Source organism: Duganella sp. Leaf61 (assembly GCF_001421905.1).
Classification (GTDB): Bacteria; Pseudomonadota; Gammaproteobacteria; order Burkholderiales; family Burkholderiaceae_D; genus Rugamonas; species Rugamonas zoogloeoides.
This window is the reverse complement of sequence record NZ_LMLM01000002.1, coordinates 256,286-274,996: the sequence shown is the minus strand read 5'-3', so window position 1 is coordinate 274,996 and position 18,711 is coordinate 256,286. Positions and strand designations below refer to the sequence as shown.

The window sequence follows — 18,711 nt, the reverse complement described above, 5'->3', positions numbered from 1 at the left end:
ATAAACAGGTACTGTTTAAATAAACAGTAAATTTGTTGTTTTGTGATTTTTACGCCAACTTCTATGGCGACCTATGCGGAGGCACCAAATTTTTAGCAAAATATTACGTTTCATGGGGGCAAGACTGACTCCCGGCGGCCAGTTCGGCCTGCACCTGACCCTGGGCGTGTTGACCATGATCGTCTCGGTCGCCGTCTTCGGCAACATCGCCGACGAGGTCACCGACCAGGACGCCATCACCGTGTTGGACGTGCACATCGCCAATTGGTTCAATACCCACCACGTTGAGCCCTACACCAGCTTCCTGCTGTTCATCTCCTTCGTTCACAAGGTGGGGGGCATGATCCTGCTGGTGGCCGCTTTCGGCTATTACCTGTGGCGCCGCCGGCAGCGCTACTGGCTGCTGGCGCTGGGCGTTACCGTCCTGCCGGGCATGATCCTCAATGTGGTGCTCAAGCAGGTGTTCCAGCGCAGCCGCCCGTTATTCGAAGAACCGCTGGTCACGCTGTCCACCTACAGCTTCCCCAGCGGCCACACGGCGGCGGCGACGCTGTTCTATGGCGTGTTGGCGTGTTACATCATGATTGCCTGCAAGGGCTGGAGTGTGCGCTTGGCAACAGCGGCGTTCTGCGTGATGATGATATTCTTGGTGGCATTCAGTCGCGTGTACCTCGGCGCGCACTATCTGAGCGATGTGCTGGCCGCGATGGCGAGCAGCGCGGCCTGGCTGGCGGTGTGTATCACGGCCATTTCCACGCTGCGCCGCCGCAGCGAAGCGCGCTCGCTTGCTGCCAACGGAACCATGTAAGGAACTGCGTGCTCAATTCGATCGTCGTCATCATCAACGCCAGTGCCGGCCTCGGTTACTGCGGCGGCTGGTCCGCCGCGCTGGCGGAAAAATTCCGCCGCCACGGTGTTGAACCGGAAATATTATTGGCCAAGAGCGGCGAGGAAATGATCAACCGCGCCCGCCAGGCGGTTGCCGACAAGGTCACAGTGGTCGTGGCGGGCGGGGGCGACGGCACCATCAACTGCGTGGCCTCGCAGCTGGTCGGCAGCGACACCCACCTGGGCGTGCTGGCGCTTGGTACCCTCAATCACTTTGCCAAGGACCTCAACATCCCGCTCGACCTCGACGAGGCGGTGGCCCACGCTGTCACCGGCAAGCCATTGCGGGTGGACGTGGGCGAGGTGAATGGACGCATCTTCCTCAACAATTCCAGCCTCGGCATTTACCCGGACCTGGTGCGCGACCGCGAGCAGCAGCAGAAAAAATTCGGGCGCAGCAAGTGGCACGCGTTCGGCCGTGCGCTGTTCGTGGTGCTGCGGCGCTTTCCGTTCATGCGCGTGCGGCTCACCATCAACGGCGAGGAACACTTGCGCCGCACGCCCTTCGTTTTCATCGGCAACAACGAGTATTTGCAGGGCCTCACGCTCGGAGAGCGCGAGCGGCTCGACAGCGGCAAGCTGGTGATGTACGTGGCGCAAAAGCCCACCCGGCTGGCGCTGTTTCGCTACGCCATCCACGCGCTGTTCAACCGCCTGTCCGAGGCGCGCGATTTCGACGTGCTGACCGCTGCCGAACTGGAAATCGATACCCGCCACCGCCACCTGCGCGTGGCCACCGATGGCGAGGTCACGGAAATGAAGCCGCCGCTCAAGTACCGCTCGCGCGCCGGCGCGCTGAGCGTGATCGCGCCCGGCCGCACCATGACGAAGGGGAACTGAAATGCGCACCATCGTTCATTTGTCGGACCTGCATTTCGGCCGCGTCGACCAGCAACTGCTGGACCCCTTGCGTGTGCTGGTGGCCTCGCTGGCGCCCGACGTGCTGGTGGTCTCCGGCGACCTGACCCAGCGCGCCAAGACCGAGGAATTCATTGCCGCGCGCGCCTTTCTCGACACCTTGCCGGGGCCGCAGATCGTCGTGCCCGGCAACCACGACATCCCGCTCTACAACGTCGCCAGCCGTTTCCTGACGCCGCTGCGCAAATACCTGCGCTACGTCACGCTGGACCTCACGCCCGAGTATGTCGATGACGAGATCGCCGTGCTGGGCCTGAACACCGCGCGCTCGCTCACCATCAAGGACGGCCGCGTGAATCCTGAACAGGTGGCGCTGATCCGCCAGCGCATGAGCGCCGTGCCGAAAGACGTTACCCGCATCGTGGTCACGCACCACCCGTTCGACTTGCCGCAAACCTTCGACAAGGACGACCTGGTCAATCGCGCGCCGATGGCAATGCGGGCATTTGCCGAGTGCGGTGTCGATTTGCTGCTGGCCGGCCATTTTCACGCCAGCAGCGCAGGCCTGAGCACCGACCGCTACAAGCTGCCCGGCTACGCGGCGCTGGTGGTGCAGGCCGGCACGGCCACGTCAACCCGGGGCCGGGGCGAGTCGAACTCGTTCAACGTGATCCGCGTGCATAGCGACAAGATCGAAGTCGTGCGCTACAGCTGGGTCGATGGCACGGCCACGTTCGAGCCGGCGCAGACCGAGATTTTCGAGCGCATCGGCGAGGCCTGGCATACCACGGCGGTGGCCTGAGAGTTCAAACGATGGCCGCGCCATTGAGCCCCGGCGTTGCCGCAAACAGCGCCGCAATAAAATCGATGAACACGGTCGCGCGCCGGGGCACCATGGTTTGTGTGGGATACACGGCATTGAGCGGCGAGGGCGGGCCGGCGTGGTCGCTGAGCACGGCGCGCAACTGGCCGCTGCGCAACTGCTCGGCCACCATCCAGGACGGCAGGTAGCCGATCCCGACATCTTCCAGCACGGCGCGCCGGATGCCTTCCAGGCTGTTCAGGCGCAGCCGTCCCGCCACCGCTACCTCGCCGTTCTTGAACGGCCAGCCGCCACTGCTGGCCATCAAGGTATAGACCAGGCATTGATGTTGCAGCAGGTCGGCGGGCAGTACCGGTGTGCCGTGCCGTTCCAGGTACGCCGTGGTGGCCACGCAGATCCGTTCTGAGGTGCCGATCCGGCGTGCGCGCAGCGCGCTGTCTTTGAGCACGCCGCCGCGCAGCGCGACGTCGATGCCTTCCGCCACCAGATCGACATAACCGTCGTTGAGGCGCAAATCGATTTCGACATCGGGGTATTGCGCCAGGAAATTCGGCAGGGCGCCGATGATTTTTTCCGTCCCGAGGCTGGGCGTACACGTCACCCGCAGCAGGCCGTGCGGGTGCTGCAGGCCGCGCGCATCGGCTTCGGCTTCGGCAATCACGTCGAGCGCCTGGCGCGCCTGCGTGTAATAGCGCTGGCCTTCCGGGGTCGCCACCATGTGGCGCGTGGATCGGTGCAGCAGGCGGGTGGACAGCGTCTTCTCGAGCGAGGCGATGTGGCGGCTGACGTTCGGTTGTCCGATCCCGAGTTCACGCGCCACGGCCGAAAAGCTGCCGGTTTCCACCGCCCGGACAAAGCAATGCATCCACAGTAATTTATCCATTATTGCGCTCCGCTATTTGTGATTCATGCAGCGGGAGCATAGCTGATATGAGCGCGGCCTGTCTTATCAGTACGCGCTTTGCGCGGCACACTGGCCCTGCGGTTCACCCTCAACTTCCAAGGAAAACATCATGAAACTCGCAGAAAAAGTCGCAGTGATCACCGGTGGCACCACCGGCATCGGCCTGGCCATGGCCAAACGCTTCGCCAGCGAAGGCGCCCACGTGTACATCACCGGCCGCCGCCAGCCCGAGCTCGACGCGGCGGTGCAGGCGATCGGCGCCGGCGCGCAGGGCATGCGCGTCGATTCCGCCGACCAGGCGCAGTTGCAGTCGCTGTTCGAACGGGTGCGCGTGCAGCATGGCAAGCTCGACGTGCTGGTTGCCAATGCCGGCGGCGGCTCGCTGCTGCCGCTGGGCCAGATCACCGAAGCACACTTCGACGACACGTTCGGCCGCAACGTCAAGGGCACCCTGTTTACCGTGCAGACGGCGCTGCCCCTGCTGGGACACGGTTCGTCGGTGATCCTGACCGGTTCGACCGCAGCGAGTGGCGGCACCGAGGCATTCAGCGTATATGCTGCATCCAAAGCTGCCGTGCGCGCGTTCGCCCGCAACTGGATCCTCGATTTGAAGGGGCGTGGCATCCGCGTTAACACGCTCAGTCCCGGCCCCACCAGGACGGCTGGCCTGGTGGAACTGGTGGGCACCGACGCCGCGCAGCAGCAGGGCTTCCTCGACCACCTGGCAAGCGTGATTCCATCGGGCCGGGTGGGAGAACCGGACGAGATCGCAAAGGCTGCCGTGTTCCTGGCCTCCGACGACGCCAGCTTCGTCAACGGCATCGAACTGTTTGTCGATGGCGGTCAGCGGCAGATCTAGTGCGCTATTGACTGGGCAAGGTCAGATGCTGACAGGCAGGGCGCGTCCGCGTACCAGTGCCTGTAAAAGCGGTATTCGCTTTTACAGCCAGTAATTGGTCAACTGCGCCGCCCACTCCTTCATGCGGTCCAGCCACGGCCGGTCGCGCCATTGTTCCAGCGTGATCTGCACCGAGTCGCGCATGTCTTCCTGGAAGGCGCGCTCCATCTCGTTGCCGAAGGCGTCGCCCAGCACCACCACGTTCAACTCGCTGTTGTGCATGAAGCTGCGGGTGTCGATGTTGGTGGAGCCCACGGTGGACCATTTGCCATCGATCACCGCCGTCTTGGCGTGCAGCACGGCCAGCTTGAGCTGGTAGATCTTCACGCCGGACTCCAGCAATTCATCGTAAAAACTGCGGCCCGCGTGGAATACCAGGCCGCTGTCGGACACGCCCGGCAGCACGATTTTTACATCGACGCCGCGCCGGGCGGCGGCCTTGAGCGCCTCCACGGTCTGCTTGTCCGGCACGAAATAGGCCGAGGTGAGGTGGATGCTTTTTTTTGCTTCCTGCATCGCCAGGTTGTAGGCCTTGAAAATTTCGAAGTGGCCGCCCGGGTCGCTGGCGATCACCCGCACCACCTTGTCGCCGGCGATGATGGGGTTGGGGAAGAAGTCGGCGTCGATCAGGTCGGCGCGGTCCTGCGACGTCCACTGGCGCACGAACAGGTACTGGAACGCGTGCACGGCCGGCCCCTCGACTTTGATATGGGTGTCGCGCCAGCCGACATCGTCTTCGCCCTTGGACGCCTTGTTGCGCGAGCGGAACAGCGAGCTCTTGGAGTAAGTGCCGCTGATATTGATCCCGCCCGTGAACGCAATACGGCCATCGACGATCAGCACCTTGCGGTGGTCGCGGTTGTTGATCTTCCAGCTGTCGCCGGACAGCTTGGCCGGGTTGACGGGATTGAATTCCAGCAGGCTGATACCGGCGTCGCGCATGCGCTGGAAGAATTCCTTCGGCACGCCGATGGTGCCCACGCTGTCGTAGATGATGTTGACCGCCACGCCGGCCTTGCGCCGCTCGATCAGGGCATCGGCAAACTTCATGCCCATGCCGTCCTGGTCGAAGATATAGGTTTCCAGGTTGATGCTGTTTTTCGCACCCTCGATGGCCTTGAGCATCTCGCTCATGGTCTGCGGGCCGTCGAACAGCAGCGTGGTCTTGTTGCCGGCAATGAGCGGTACACCGGTGGCCGCTTCCTCGAGCGCGGCCTGCTGTTGCAGGTCGAGCGTGTTTTTCGTGTAGCGCTTGGTGAACAGGGCCTTGGTGCGGGCGGCGCTCAGTTCGCCATTTTTGCCGTGCACGCTCGGTGCGTCGGCGGCGTCGAGCCGGGCGCCGAGTTCATTGACATTGGGGAGCGAAGCGCAAGCGCCCAGCAAACCCCAGCACATCAGGCAGGCGGGAAGCCAGAGTCGCAAGCTGGTCGCTTTCATTTTGGTGTTTTCTCCAGTAACTGCGGTTCATCAAACGGTAATGCGGGGACTGCCCTGGCACCGATGAGGAAAGTCACCGGTCCCTGGAAAAAACGTTTGACCAGCGCCTTGGTCAGGCGCCAGCCATGGGTAAAGCGCACCTGGCGCGAACGCAGCGCCACCCACAGCGCCAGGCCGAAGCTGACCATCAGGTTGACCACGCCGATGGCCAGGAATCCTGCCACCGAGGTCACTACTAGTTGCCAACTGACATGGTAGTCCAGTCCGACCATGGCTGTCGCGAAGTTGGCCGAGGAGAAAGTAACGTGACGGATATCGAGCGGCAGACCCAGCAGGAAGCCCAGTAGCGGCATCACGCCGAGCATGATGCCGAAGCAGAAGTTCCCCATCAGCCCACCCAGGTTGGTTTCCATGTAGGCGCCAAAGCGTTGCAGGCGCGCGGGCCCCAGCAGCCAGCGCAGGCCGCGCAGTTGGGCGATGCGCTGCGCCCAGCGCGTGTACAGCGCCTTGTTGTCGTAGTAGCCCGAGATCAGGCCGGCCAGGAACAGGCACACGCCGGCCACGGCCGCGTACAGCAGGTTGGGGCCGTGGATCGGGTCGATATCGGCCAGCAGGTGCATGGCCTTGCCTTGCGTGACCAGGTGGTGGCCGGTCAGGTACGGCCAGGCCATGGCGATCAGCCAGGCGGTGGGGATGGCGGTAGCCAGGTTGCCCAGCACCGCCATGATCTGGGTGCGCAAGACCTTGTTGCACAGCTCGGCCATGCTGTCGAGATCGATGTTCTTGCCATCCTTGCTTTGCAGCCCGGCCGCGATGCGCGAGGCGGTCATGGCTGGCTGCTTGGTGGCCACCGTGAAGTGCAGCAGGTGGATGAAGACGAAGCCCAGCGAGTAGTTCATGCTGAACAAAAAGGTTTCAACCAGCGGTGCGGCGCGCAGGTACGAGAACAGGATCTTGAACAGCGCCATGAAGCCGATGATCAGGCCCGCGCCGGCCGCTTGCAGGAACATGCCGAACAGCGCGGTGCGCGATTCGGCCACGTAGTGCTCGCCGGTGTGGCTGGCGTTTTCCGTGACGTTGCGCGCCAGCAGGTTGATGTTGTCGCGCAGCAGGTCGCTGACCATGTACTTGTTGTTGTGCGCCGTGACCAGTTCCAGCGCCAGGTCCACTGCCGCTGCCTTGCGGCGGTCGGGCACGACTTGCTGCGCCACCGGTTGCACGAACTGAGTGTCTGCCGGCGTGGCGGTGGTGGGCAGGATGGCATTGGCGTCGGGCGCCAGCTCGCCGCTGGTATCGACCAGGTACAGCAGCTTGCGCAGGCGGTTGATGCTTTGCGTGAGCGTCACCAGCAAATAGGTCAGGGCAATGCTGGTGCCCTGGCTCAGCGCCTTCTTGCGGATCTTGACCACGACGGTCTCGCACTGGTCGAGCATGACCAGCAGGTGGCGCGCATCTTCCATCGCCACGTCGTCGCCGGCCAGCTTGCGCTTGTACGCGGCCAGGTAGGCGTTCACCTCGATATTCTGGCCCGTGAACGGCGACTCGTAGGTCTCCATCTCGGTATGGAAATTGGTGAGCTTGGGTTCGAGGCCGATCGCGCACACGCGGTACGACAGGGTCTGGATCGCGTCGAGCAGGCCCGGCAGCATCAGGTTGGAGCCCTGGCGCGGCGCGTGGCCGGCGCCGGCGTTGATGACGTCGATCAGCTCGAGCCAGTCGGCGGGCGGCACCGCGCTCATCCAGATGTAGTCGGTGCGCTTGTAGAGCACCTGGTCGATGGCGTCGCTCAGGTATTCATTCCCCAGCGCGGGCGGCAGGATGCGCGAGGCAATCCGCTGCTTGAATTCGGTGAAAAAACCGTCGTTGGAGAGCACGCCGATTTCGGTGTACAGGCTGGAGTGGCGGCGCGCAGCGAGCAGGTTGCGGGCGTAGCCGCGCAGGGCCAGCGCATGGGCGGGGTCGCCCTTCAGTAATTGGGTGAGGGTGCGGACGTTGGCCGTGGCGCGCGCGCCATCGGTGGGACGCTTGGGGCGCAGGGTGGCGAACAACTCGACCATGAGGCCGATATCGTTGCTGTTGGCGTCCAGGCGTTGGAGAATCTCGAGCATGCATCGGGCGGCAAAAGCCGCAGTAAACTAAAAACGAAGTATACCCGCTCGGCTCCGACCCGGTATGTACGCTCTCGAACGTTAGTTTCCTGCGTGGAATCGCGCCCGTACCATCAGCACAACATGATCTTGCGCGCCGCCTGGCGCAACTCGTGGCGAAAGTCGGGGTGGGCGATGGCGATCAACGCCTCGGCGCGCTGGTGGGCGGTCTTGCCGCGCAGCTGGGCCACGCCGTATTCGGTGACCACGTAGTTGACGTCGTTCTTGCCGGTCGTGACATGGGTGCCGGGCGTGAGCGTGGGCACGATGCGCGACACGGTGCCATCTTTGGCGGTCGATGGCAACACGATAAACGCCTTGCCGCCGCGCGAGCGGTTGGCCGCGCGCACGAAATCGACCTGGCCGCCGGTGCCGGAATAGGGCAGGTGGGCCAGGCTTTCGGACCCGCACTGGCCCAGCAGGTCCACTTGCAGGCTGGCGTTGATCGCCACCATGTTGGCGTTTTGCCCGGCCAGGTACGGGTCGTTGGTGAAATTGACCGGGTGCATTTCCAGCATGGGATTGTCGTGCATGAAGTCGTACAGCCGGCGCGAGCCGAGTGCAAACGTCGCCACCATCTTGCCCGGCATGAAGGTCTTGCGGCTGTTGTTGACCGCGCCGCATTCCACCAGTTTGAGGATGCCGTCGCCGATCATCTCGGTGTGCACGCCCAGGTCGTGCTTGCTGGTCAACTGCATCACCACCGCGTCCGGGATGCCGCCGTAGCCGATCTGCAGGGTGGAGCCGTCGTCGATCAGGTCGGCCACCAGCTTGCCGATCGCTTCCTGCACCGGGCCGATGGCGGGCAGGCCCACTTCGATTACCGGCTCGTCGCTCTCCACCAGCGCAGTGATCTGCGATATGTGGACGATGCAGTTGCCGTGTGCGGTGGGCACATTGGGATTGACCTCGAGCACAATCACGCGCGCCTTGAGGATGGCCGCCATGGTGTAGTCGGCGCCGAGGCTCAGTGCAAAATTGCCGTACTCGTCCATCGGCGAAGCCAGAGAAAACACCACGTCGGCCGGCACCAGGTCGCGCTCGATCAGGCTGGGCAGCTCGGAAAAATAGGCGGGGACAAAATCGGCCCAGCCCGCTTGTCCCGCCGCGCGCGAAGCGCCGCCGAAGAACAGCGCCACGTGGCGCACGTGCTGCACGGTGTCGCAATCGAAGTAGCCGTATTTGCGCATGGCCAGGATTTGCGCCACCTTGATGTCGCGAAAGCGCGTGCGGTGGGCCGACAGCGCATGCAGCAGGCCAGGTGGCTCGCCGGCGCCGGTGGGCACGATGATGGTGTCGCCATCTTTCAACCAGTCGAGTGCCTGTTCGGGCGTGCAACGTTTGCTGTCGTAGTGCGCATGCATGGTTGTGGCCTTTCACCTGATGAAAATCCACTATAAACCAACTGGCGGTAGAAGTGACTGCTTACGTGGCGGTCCGCACAGAACTATGGCCGGGCACGGCCTATTATGAAATCACCAATCCACTCTTTCATCGCTCATCATGAAACCGACTATCCTTGCGCTGTCCCTGATCGCGCCCTTGAGCTCAGCGGCGCAAACGTCGCCGGTCGAGGTGTATGGTTTGCTCGATGCCGGTGTAGTGGTCGAGCGCGGTTGCCAGGGCGACTGCGCCCGTACCCGCCTTGACAGCGGTATCGCTTCCGGTTCGCGCCTCGGCATCCGTGGCCGCGAAAGTCTTGGTGGCAGCACGGCTGCCGTGTACACGCTGGAAGCGGGCATCAAGAACGATACCGGCGCCAACGAGCATCAAAACAAGCTGTTCGGCCGCCAGGTGTTTGTCGGGCTCGAAGGGCCGCTCGGTGCGGTGACCATGGGCCGCCAGTACAACCTGTTATACGAAGCGCTGACCGACGTGGCCGATCCCTTCCACGGCGGTATGGCCGGCAGCGCCGGCAATCTGGTCGGATACACCACCAAGCGCTATGACAATTCGATCAAGTACAAGTCGCCGCGCAGCCGCAGCGGCCTGATCGGCTCGGTGATCTACAGCTTCGGCGAGTCGCAATTCAATAGTCGCTTCAACCGCGCGTATGGCGCCACCATCGGGTATGCCAAGGGGCCGGTCAACATCAGCATCACGCACCAGCGCAAAAACAATCTGCTCGAAGCCAATGCCACCACCCCGGCCGTTGACCAGTCGGCGCGCAACTCGCTGGTCGCCGCCAATGTCGATTTCGGCGGCGTGGTGGGCTATGCAGCTTACGGCCACAGCCGTGGCGCCGGCAGCAACCAGTGGGACCAGTCGAATCCCTATGGCGCCATGGTGCAAACCCTGCCCACCGACCGCAGCCGTGACGCCCTGTTTGGCGTGGCCGTGCCCAGGGGCGCCACTACCTTCCTCGCTTCATACATTCGCAAGGACGACCAGGGCTTGGCCAACCGCGATGCCGACCAGATCGCCATCGGCGCCAGCTACGCCATGTCCAAGCGCACCGACTTTTATACTGCGCTGGCCAAGATCAAGAACCGCAACGGCGGCAATTACGCAGTTGGCACCGCGACCACGCGTGGTCGCGGCGACCATGCCATCAACATCGGCCTGCGCCACTCATTCTAGGGTTTGGCAGGGCAGGCTGCACTGACCCAGCGGCCGGTCGAGTTGATCTTGACGTCGTGCTGGGCGCCGGTGGCGGTGGTGCTCACATCCATCACCATGGTGTAATTCCGGTCATCCACGAATTTCACGGTTCCCCTTCCGCTTGAGACCGGATCCTTGCACGTGAACGCCACATCGTAGCCGCCTGCTATCGGCGTACTGGTGGACGTGCATTGTCCTTTCTGATTCAACGGCAATTCCTTTCTGGCCGCCATCTCTGGCGTAACGCAAGCGCGCACGGCAATGGCACCGTCGGTGCCCACGGTCGGCGACGAGACGCCGTTCTTGGCCAGGAATGCATCCATCTGTGCCTTTTGCGCCGGCGGCAGATTGCCCAACTGCTGCATGGCCATGTCCAGCGCGGCGTTGGTCTGGATGTCGGCGGTGGAGACCTTGCTGCTGGTTTCCCACGTGCCCGGCTTGATGGCAGGAGCGGTTTGGGCGTTTGCCGACAGCGCGGCCAGAGCGGTGAGCATGATCGCGATGTGCTTCATGGTGGTCCTTTCAAAATAAAAAAAGCGGCGTACCACCACGAAGGTGGGACGCCGCTCATTCTAAGCGGGGAGCGTACTAGACGCCGCGACCGCTGATCAGGCGCAGCAGCACCATGATGATGGCAACAACCAGCAGCACGTGAATGAAGCCGCCGATGGTGTACGAGGTGACCAGGCCCAGCAGCCACAGGATAAGCAGAACTACAGCGATGGTATAGAGCATGATTCTCTCCTTGGTTATGTTGTGACGTCCGCAGTGGGCATCGAAGCGATGTCGAACTGTTCGTTCGTATCTTGGAATCTATTATCTTTCTATACAGCCCAGGCTTCTGTACGCTGTCCCACGTAAATGATGCACTGCTGTCTTAAAAGCACATTAACCAACAATTAATTTGCCGAACGCAGCTTGCCATCGATGACTTTCACCTCGTCGCCCTCGCGCCAGGCCGGTTGCGTGCTGTGGTTGAAGGTGCGCTTGGCGCCGTTGTCCATGCGTACTGTCACCTGCCAGCTGTGGGTGGTTTTCATATGACCTTCGATCTGGTTGCCGGCCACGGCGCCGCCGACCGCGCCTGCCACGGTGGCCAGTTGACGGCCATGGCCGCCGCCCACCTGGTTACCGAGGATGCCGCCGAGGATGGCGCCACCGGCCGCGCCCACGCCGCTGCCTTGCGGGCGGTGCTCGATGGTGCGTACCGAGGTCACCACGCCACAGTTCTTGCATACGGCCGGAGCAGCCGCTTGCGGCTCGGGAGCCCGCTCAACTGCCCGGTCCGCTTCGCGCAGCGGTGCATTGGCCGCAGCCAGTTGCAGAGGCGCCTGCTGGGACTGCTGTGCGGCTAACTGTTGGTTGCCTGCCAGCGCCTGGTCACCCGGCGCCAGCTGGCCGGCCACCGCCGGCGGCAGGTCAGCATTGGCGTTGGATTTTGGCAGCCAGCCCATCAGGGCAGCGATGCCGACCGCGCAGAACAGGATGACGGCGACAGCGGCAATCAACAGCATCGGATGCAGGCCGGACTTGGATGTGTGGACGGGAGTATTCATGACGGTTCCTTGATTTCTTGTTGGTTACTTATTGCTTACTGATAAATGACTTTATTGTGTTGTATTGCAGCTAATTTGCATTAATGTGCAGCACCGCACATTGTCCCGCCGGGTCGGCTTTGCTTCCGTGCGTCATCGTACATACGTCCCAAATTATTGCCGTTACGCTAAGCCCTATGCATACCCACCACTACCACCTTGCCGAAGATGACAGGAGCCCAACGCGTGCGTTGGTAAATCGTTTACTGTCCAGTTTGCCCGAAGAAGAACAGGGCCAGCTGGCGAGGCTGGGAGAAATAATCAAGGTGGAAGTAGGCGACGTGCTGTACGAACCGGGCCAGACCGTGCGGCACGTGTACTTCCCCCTCGATTGCCTGCTGTCGTTGCTGGCCGTGGCCGAAGGGCGCATGACGCTCGAAGTCGGTTCCGTGGGCCGCGAAGGCATGATCGGGGCGCCGGTGGTGCTCGGCCACGAACTGGCGCAAGTACGCGCCGTGGTGCAACGCGCCGGACGGGCAGTACGCATCGATGCCGGCGAGTTTCGCCTGGCGTACGCGCGCATGGAGCCGTTGCAGCGCCTGCTGCACCGCTACACCGACACCTTGCTGGCGCAGGCGATCCAGATCGCCGTGTGCAGCCGCTTCCACGTTCTCGAAGCACGGCTGGCGCGTTCGCTGCTGATTACGCGCGACCGCTTGCAGTCCGATAAATTCCATCTCACCCACGAGTTCCTGGCGCATGCGCTCGGTGTGCGCCGGGTGGGGGTGACCAAGGCGGCCAGCGCCCTGCAAAACCAGAAACTGATTTCCTATAGCCGGGGCAACATCGAGATTCTCGATGCGGCGGGGCTGGAGGCGGTGTCGTGCCGGTGCTACGAGCTGGTCAAGGACGAGGGTTTGATCGGCATTTCCAACGTATTTGTCTGAGGTGTTCATACAAAAAATCCGTCATCCCGCTGGCGCGGGCATGACGGATTTTTCCATCGCTGGTGGTCGCTTAACGCGTTGGTTTTTGCACCTGGTTGCCGATCACGCCACCGACTGCTGCGCCACCGACCGCGCCAACAGCGCTGCCGCCGGTCAGCACGGACCCGGCCACTGCGCCTACGCCAGCGCCAACTGCCGTGTTACGGTCCTGGTTGGACATGCCGGCACACGCCGTCAGGCTCAGGGTTGCCACTACCACTGCCGCTGCCGAAGCTACTCGTTTGATCGTATTCATTGTATTCTCCTCAGGTCGTTCATGAAGGCGCGGTCTCATCCGCACCGATGGCTGAAGAATACTTCTTGCCGAATCGAATCTCAGTTAGGCACCGCACCCTGAAACAGCTTGTTACCCTTTAACGTCCTGCTCATTTGCCGGCGGCGGGACCGCGCGCCAGCAGTGCCGGGCACTGCGACGCTGGTGACCCTCCTGATCCCGTGGTGACCAGCGGCACGATGGCTGCCACCGGCGCCACCAGCGCCAGCGCCACGGCGCCACCGGCGCGCAGCGCCATGCTGCCCTTGTCGATGCTCACATCGGTATCCTTGAACGTGCCGCGCACGTAAATCGGCGAGCGCAGCGACAGGATGCGCATGCTCCTGGCGTCGGGTTTGAGCGTGAGGTCGAGCTTTTCGTTGGCCAGGTTGACGGTGCCACTGGCATTGATGACTGCTTCCGCCGTATCCACCACGAACAGGCGCGAGCGCATCAGCCCGTTTTGAACGCCAAAGTCGGCCACCAGGCAGTTGAGCTTGACCTGCTCGTCGCCGAACAGGCGGGTGACCACCACGCTGCCCAGGTTCAAGCCCATTTCCTCGAGCATCAGCTTGCTGACACTGCCGCCGCTGACGGCGCCCTTGAAGTCGCCATTGGACGTACCGAGCAAATCGGCGACGGAATTGCCGCTGGCTGTCAGCGCCACGTCGGCGTTGACTTCGCCGACGGTGGCGCGCATGCCGCTAATATCCGGGAACAGCTGCTTGAGTTGCAGACGCCGCAGGTCGGCCTTGAGCTCGGCGCGGATGGCGCGCGGATCGACCTTGCCGCTGCCGTCGAGCACGATGTTCGAGGCGAACCGCCCGCCGGCGATATCGAAGTTGAGCGGCTTCATCGACAGCACGCCATCCTTCATGTGCACCTGGGTCTCGACATTTTGCACCGGCAGGCCCTGGCCGCGCGTGACGCGCTGGGCATGGAGCCTGACGTCGGCATCGAGCGCGGTCCAGCGATCCTTGCGGAACGCTTCCACCGGCAGCACCCTGTTGCGCGGCTGGACAGTCTCGGCCCCGCGCGCTGCGCGGCTGGCGGCGGAATCGGCGCCCACCAGCGGCCCCAGGTCGGTAAATTGCAGCAGCTTCGAGGTCACCGTGCCGGTGAGCAGCGGGCGCGGCGTGGCGGAGCGGTAATCGAGCCGGCCGGCAATGTCGCTGCTGCCCACGCGGCCGGTGAAGTCCTGGTAACGCCAGTGGCTGCCGGCCCGGGTGATGCTGCCGGTGAGCCGCCCTTCAGTGGAAAACGGCGGCGTCTCTGGCAGCAGCACGCCGGTGATGCCGTACAGGCGCGCCATGCTGGGGCCGGACATCTTGAGTTTCAGGTCGAGCGCGGTAAGCGCGGCAGGGCGGGTGAGTGTGCCTTCGGCGGCGATGCGGGTACCGCCCACGTCGAGGCTGGCCGCCAGCGGGTAAGGCGTGGCGTGCTCCTGCAGGCCCAGCACCGCCCCCGACTTGCCGCTGCCGCTGATGGCTTGCTCGTTCCACTTGCCCTTGAGGGTCCACGCCACGCCGTAGGTTTTGTCATTGGCTATGCTGTCAACCGTGGCCACCGCATCGACGTGGGTGGATGCGTCGCGGTAGTTGACGACGCCGCGCGTAAGCACCACGCGCTGTACCGCCAGCTGCCACGCCGGCTGCTTGTCGTCCTGGTGAAAGGTCCAGTTGTTGCGGCCCGCCTCATCGCGCAGCAACCACAGTTGCGGCTGCTCAAAGCGCAGCACCGGCACCACGATGCGCTGGCGCAGCAGCGGTAGCAGTTCCACCGCGAACGCGAACTGGCCCACGCTGGCAAACTCGCCGCCAGCCTGCATCGCCGCCGGCTGGCCGATGTGCACATCGCGCGCCACCAGGTGTGGCAGTGGCAAATAATCGCGCCAGGTGCGGTCGGCGCCGGACCCCTGCTGGCGCCAGGCCAGCGTCAGTGGTCCCCGGATGGAAAACGGCCGGGCGATGGCCTCGCCGATGCGCTGGCTGATCCACGGCCGTGCGCTGTTCCAGTCATAAGTTGCCAGCGCGATCGCGGCGGCAGCAATGGCGAGCGCGCCCACGCCCGCTACAACAAGAGCGATACGAACGCAGCGGCGGCGGAGCAGGGCAGGAGGCATGGGTAATTTGCGACGGGAAGGTTGCCACATTCTACACAGGACCGTGACGGCGACCCGTCCCGGTGCGCCAGCGCACGTACGGCGTGCACCGGCGCCATCGACTCCGCTCTATGTGCGGCACCGAACTGAGTGCGCCCGGGCATGGGCCTATAACGTTACTTGTCAGTTCAATATTTCACGAGGAGAACAATAAATGAACACCGTTCAGCATAAAGTCAAAGTAATCTGCGGCGCCCTGGCGCTGTTGGGCCTGGCAGCTTGCGCCAGCGAAAAGACCCCGGCCACCGCCGATGTCGCCGTCTCGCGCGCTGCTGTTGCCAACGCCACCTCGGCCGGTGCTGCCGACCTGGCGCCGGAAGAGATGAAATCGGCCCGTGAAAAAATGATGCGCGCCAACCAGGCGCTCGCTGCCAAGGACTACAAGCTGGCCCAGGACCTGGCGGCGCAAGCGCAGGCCGACGCCCAACTGGCCCAGAGCAAGGCCAACTCGGCCAAGGCCACGGCTGCTGCCGACGAGCTGCAGCAAAGCATTCGTGTGCTGCGCGAAGAAGCCAATCGCGCCAATACCCAACAACAATAATCAATAAAACCGGAGCCCCACATGAAACTGATGACCAAACTGCGTATCCTGCCTGCCGCCGTCGCCGTAGCGATTGTCCTGTCTGCCTGCAGCAGCGCACCGATCACCACCAGCGAACTCGATGGCGCGCGCGGCGATTTCGTTGCCGCCCAGAGCAACCCGGCCGTTGCCGCCAACGCCCCGGTGGAATTCAAGGCCGCTGCCGATGCGCTGGACCGCGCCAACGCTGCTGCCGCCCAGAAAGAAAGCCTGGCCGATATCGACAAGCTGGCCTATCTTGCCAAGCAAAAAATCGCTGTGGCACAGGAGGTGACCAAGCAACGCCAGGCCGAAGCCAACGTGGCGCAAGCCGGCCGCCAGCGTGACGAAGTGCGCCTGGAAGCGCGCACCGCCGAAGCCGACAAGGCCCGCATGGCTGCCGAACGCGCCAAAGCCGAGGCCGACGCTGCGCGCCAGCAGGCCGACGCAGCCGCAGCATCGGCGCGCGACGAGCAGGCCAAGGCTGCAGCACTGCAGCAGCAGCTGAACGATCTGCAAGCCAAGCAGACCGACCGTGGCCTGGTGATTACCCTCAACGACGTGCTGTTCAACGTCGACAAGGCTGAATTGAGCGCCGAAGGCATGCGCACCGCGCAAAAGCTGGCCGATGTGCTGGCGCAGGAACCGAAAAGCATGGTGCTGATCGAGGGCTTTACCGATTCGACCGGCAGCTCGTCGCACAACCTCGACCTGTCGCAGCGCCGCGCCGACGCCGTGCGCCAGGCCCTGGTCGGCATGGGTGTGCCAGGCAACAAGATCTCCACGAAGGGTTATGGCGCCGCCTACCCCGTGGCCGGCAATAACGACGCTGCCAGCCGCCAACTCAACCGTCGCGTGGAAATCGTGCTGTCGCAAAACGGCGCACCGATCACCAACCGTCGTTAATCCCGTATTTTTTTTCTTGAAAAGGACTATTCATCATGGCTGAATCCAATCCCACCCATCCGGCAGGCATCGATCGTGAAGCCATCCGTGAAGCGGCACGCAATATGCTCGACGGCCCGGTCACGTCCGGTTACAAGGGCGACCGCGAGGCAGTGATCAAGATGCTCAACGACGCGCTGGCTACCGAGCTCGTTTGCGTCATGCGCTACAAGCGCCACTATTACACGGTCAGCGGCTTGCAGAACGGTCCGATCAAGGCCGAGTTCCTCGAGCACGCCACCCAGGAACAGGAACACGCCGATTCGCTGGCCGAACGCATCGTTCAGCTCAACGGTGAGCCTGATTTCAATCCTGCAACGTTGCTCGCACGCAGCCATGCCGAGTATGATGCATCGGACGACGTGCAAGCGATGATCAAGGCTAACCTGATCGCCGAGCGCGTCGCCATCGAGTCTTATCGTCAAATGATCGAGCAAATCGGTGATACCGACCCGACCACGCGTCACCTTTTGATCAGCATCATGGCCGTGGAAGAAGAACACGCGGACGATATGCGCGATCTGCTTGAATAAGCGATTAGGCCAGTTGGTGAATTTGTTGTACAGTTTTCACTTCTCACAACCATAACAGGAGCATCATTATGTTGGAACAAAATATCAGCACCGTGAATAACGACGTGAAAACTCTGGTCAAGGATGCTCAAGCATTGTTCACCGCCGCCACTGCGCTCACCGGTGAAAAAGCCGACGAGCTGCGCGGCCGTGGCATGCGTGCCCTGGACTCGGCACTGGCCAAAGCCCACGAAGCGCAAGTCAGCGCCCTGGCGGCCAGCAAGGAAGCCGCCAAGCAGGCTGATGCCTACGTCAAAGAAAATCCATGGCGCTCGATCGCTGCGGCAGCCAGCATCGGTCTGCTGGTCGGTGTGATCATCGGCCGTAAGTAACCGATGGCGCAAGCTGACGAAGTGAACCGTCCGCCCGGCCTGATTGCGTCGCTGGGCAACATCGCCCGCAACAGCATGGGCCTGCTGCTGACGCGCCTGGAACTCGCTGCCCTCGAGCTGTCGCAGGTACGTAATCACCTGCTGCAACTGGTGGTGGCGTTTGCCGTCGCGCTGGTAGCCGGCTGTTTTGCGTTGGCGTGCATAACGGTCATGGTGGGTTACCTGGCGTGGAACGCGCTGGGCTGGCTGATTCTGCCGATCCTGGCGGGCTTCTTCCTGCTGCTGGCGATAGGCTTGATCATGTACGCGCGTGGCCTGATCAGAGCCGGCAAGCTGTCGATGCCGGCCACCATGGCCGAGCTCAAGTCCGACCGCGACATGTTGATGTAAGGAGAGCAGATGAGCAAACATGCACATGATCCGGTTGCGGCCGACATTCAGCGCCTGATCCGCGAAGGCGAGCTGTATCGCATCAAGGTCGTCCATGCCAAGGCATTGGTGGCGCAAGCCATGCGTCCCGATGCGCTGATGCACGGCGCGGTCGACCACGCGGTCAGCCTGGCCCAGGCACGCCTGGGCGGGTTGATCCAGCCGGGCGGCTTGAGCAACTTCAACTACAAGGCGCTGATGCCTTACGCCATCACGGTCGGCTCGTTCCTGGCGCGCAAGCGCATGATCAAGCCGGTACTGGGTGTGGCGGCGCTGGCCGGTGTCGGCGTGGCGTGGCTGCTCAAGCGCAAGCGCTCCGCTGGCTGATTCTTCAGCCCAGCCGCTGCCAGATCGACAAAATT

21 protein-coding genes are annotated in these 18,711 nt (G+C 63.1%); 12 read left to right on the top strand and 9 right to left on the bottom strand.

Translation table 11 applies throughout. The annotated features are described in order from the left end of the window. The first annotated feature begins 112 nt into the window (after window positions 1-112). The 3 genes from ASF04_RS05505 to ASF04_RS05495 are packed head-to-tail and all read left to right on the top strand — an operon-like array spanning window position 113 to window position 2,548. Window positions 113-808: a phosphatase PAP2 family protein gene (locus ASF04_RS05505; protein WP_229204925.1), complete on the top strand. Its 696-nt coding sequence runs from the start codon at window positions 113-115 to the stop codon at window positions 806-808. 8 nt (window positions 809-816) lie between these two features. Further along, on the top strand, window positions 817-1,728 hold the full coding sequence (locus tag ASF04_RS05500) for a diacylglycerol kinase family protein (RefSeq protein WP_056138842.1): 912 nt from the start codon (window positions 817-819) through the stop codon (window positions 1,726-1,728). Window position 1,729: 1 nt separating this feature from the next. After that, on the top strand, window positions 1,730-2,548 hold the full coding sequence (locus ASF04_RS05495) for a metallophosphoesterase (RefSeq protein WP_056138840.1): 819 nt from the start codon (window positions 1,730-1,732) through the stop codon (window positions 2,546-2,548). 4 nt (window positions 2,549-2,552) lie between these two features. On the opposite strand, the gene ASF04_RS05490 is transcribed toward ASF04_RS05495, so the two are convergent. Further along, a complete protein-coding gene (locus ASF04_RS05490) occupies window positions 2,553-3,452 on the bottom strand; it encodes a LysR family transcriptional regulator (protein WP_056138838.1) in 900 nt (299 codons plus the stop codon). Between the two features lie 130 nt (window positions 3,453-3,582). Between ASF04_RS05490 and ASF04_RS05485 the strand changes: the two genes are divergently transcribed. After that, complete coding sequence (locus tag ASF04_RS05485) at window positions 3,583-4,332, top strand: SDR family NAD(P)-dependent oxidoreductase (protein WP_056138836.1); 750 nt, start codon at window positions 3,583-3,585, stop codon at window positions 4,330-4,332. Window positions 4,333-4,413: 81 nt separating this feature from the next. Here ASF04_RS05485 and cls read toward each other — a convergent pair whose 3' ends face one another. The 3 genes from cls to ASF04_RS05470 all read right to left on the bottom strand — a co-directional run bounded on the left by cls (window position 4,414) and on the right by ASF04_RS05470 (window position 9,319). Beyond that, window positions 4,414-5,808 (bottom strand): cardiolipin synthase, encoded by a 1,395-nt coding sequence (cls, locus tag ASF04_RS05480; RefSeq protein ID WP_056138834.1) that lies wholly within the window; start codon window positions 5,806-5,808, stop codon window positions 4,414-4,416. Next, window positions 5,805-7,916 (bottom strand): site-specific recombinase, encoded by a 2,112-nt coding sequence (locus ASF04_RS05475; protein ID WP_056138831.1) that lies wholly within the window; start codon window positions 7,914-7,916, stop codon window positions 5,805-5,807. The genes cls and ASF04_RS05475 overlap by 4 nt, the downstream gene beginning before the upstream one ends. 113 nt (window positions 7,917-8,029) lie before the next feature. Beyond that, window positions 8,030-9,319, bottom strand: coding sequence for an acetyl-CoA hydrolase/transferase family protein (locus ASF04_RS05470; RefSeq protein WP_056138830.1), 1,290 nt, complete (start codon window positions 9,317-9,319; stop codon window positions 8,030-8,032). 139 nt (window positions 9,320-9,458) lie between these two features. Here ASF04_RS05470 and ASF04_RS05465 point away from each other — a divergent pair, with 139 nt between their 5' ends. Then, window positions 9,459-10,535, top strand: coding sequence for a porin (locus ASF04_RS05465; RefSeq protein WP_056138828.1), 1,077 nt, complete (start codon window positions 9,459-9,461; stop codon window positions 10,533-10,535). Here the strand turns inward: ASF04_RS05465 and ASF04_RS05460 are convergent. From ASF04_RS05460 to ASF04_RS05455, 3 genes are all read right to left on the bottom strand, one after another. After that, window positions 10,532-11,068, bottom strand: coding sequence for a DUF3617 domain-containing protein (locus ASF04_RS05460; protein WP_056138825.1), 537 nt, complete (start codon window positions 11,066-11,068; stop codon window positions 10,532-10,534). The two genes, ASF04_RS05465 and ASF04_RS05460, sit on opposite strands and share 4 nt — an antisense overlap. A gap of 76 nt (window positions 11,069-11,144) precedes the next feature. Then, window positions 11,145-11,291 carry a lmo0937 family membrane protein gene (locus ASF04_RS27335; protein WP_019921959.1) on the bottom strand — a complete coding sequence of 49 codons (147 nt, stop codon included), beginning with the start codon at window positions 11,289-11,291 and terminating at the stop codon, window positions 11,145-11,147. Between the two features lie 164 nt (window positions 11,292-11,455). Next, window positions 11,456-12,112, bottom strand: a complete 657-nt coding sequence (locus ASF04_RS05455) for a glycine zipper 2TM domain-containing protein (protein ID WP_056138824.1) — start codon at window positions 12,110-12,112, stop codon at window positions 11,456-11,458. 176 nt (window positions 12,113-12,288) lie between these two features. Between ASF04_RS05455 and ASF04_RS05450 the strand changes: the two genes are divergently transcribed. After that, complete coding sequence (locus tag ASF04_RS05450) at window positions 12,289-13,038, top strand: Crp/Fnr family transcriptional regulator (protein ID WP_056138822.1); 750 nt, start codon at window positions 12,289-12,291, stop codon at window positions 13,036-13,038. 70 nt (window positions 13,039-13,108) lie between these two features. On the opposite strand, the gene ASF04_RS05445 is transcribed toward ASF04_RS05450, so the two are convergent. Further along, complete coding sequence (locus ASF04_RS05445) at window positions 13,109-13,333, bottom strand: glycine zipper 2TM domain-containing protein (protein WP_019921962.1); 225 nt, start codon at window positions 13,331-13,333, stop codon at window positions 13,109-13,111. Window positions 13,334-13,463: 130 nt separating this feature from the next. Beyond that, window positions 13,464-15,416: an AsmA family protein gene (locus ASF04_RS05440; protein WP_056138820.1), complete on the bottom strand. Its 1,953-nt coding sequence runs from the start codon at window positions 15,414-15,416 to the stop codon at window positions 13,464-13,466. A 250-nt stretch (window positions 15,417-15,666) separates the two neighbouring features. Here ASF04_RS05440 and ASF04_RS05435 point away from each other — a divergent pair, with 250 nt between their 5' ends. The 6 genes from ASF04_RS05435 (at window position 15,667) to ASF04_RS05410 (ending at window position 18,676) form a co-directional block, all read left to right on the top strand. Then, window positions 15,667-16,053 carry a DUF4398 domain-containing protein gene (locus ASF04_RS05435; RefSeq protein WP_056138818.1) on the top strand — a complete coding sequence of 129 codons (387 nt, stop codon included), beginning with the start codon at window positions 15,667-15,669 and terminating at the stop codon, window positions 16,051-16,053. Between the two features lie 21 nt (window positions 16,054-16,074). After that, a complete protein-coding gene (locus ASF04_RS05430) occupies window positions 16,075-16,977 on the top strand; it encodes an OmpA family protein (RefSeq protein WP_056138816.1) in 903 nt (300 codons plus the stop codon). A 35-nt stretch (window positions 16,978-17,012) separates the two neighbouring features. Continuing rightward, window positions 17,013-17,549 carry a bacterioferritin gene (locus ASF04_RS05425; protein ID WP_056138814.1) on the top strand — a complete coding sequence of 179 codons (537 nt, stop codon included), beginning with the start codon at window positions 17,013-17,015 and terminating at the stop codon, window positions 17,547-17,549. Window positions 17,550-17,617: 68 nt separating this feature from the next. Further along, complete coding sequence (locus ASF04_RS05420) at window positions 17,618-17,920, top strand: YqjD family protein (RefSeq protein WP_056138812.1); 303 nt, start codon at window positions 17,618-17,620, stop codon at window positions 17,918-17,920. Window positions 17,921-17,923: 3 nt separating this feature from the next. Continuing rightward, the gene (locus ASF04_RS05415) at window positions 17,924-18,310 is read left to right on the top strand and encodes a phage holin family protein (protein ID WP_200931064.1); all 387 of its coding nucleotides are present in this window, start codon (window positions 17,924-17,926) and stop codon (window positions 18,308-18,310) included. A 9-nt stretch (window positions 18,311-18,319) separates the two neighbouring features. Next, entirely contained in the window at window positions 18,320-18,676 is a 357-nt protein-coding gene (locus tag ASF04_RS05410) for a hypothetical protein (protein ID WP_056138810.1), read from the top strand. Window positions 18,677-18,711 lie beyond the last annotated feature (35 nt).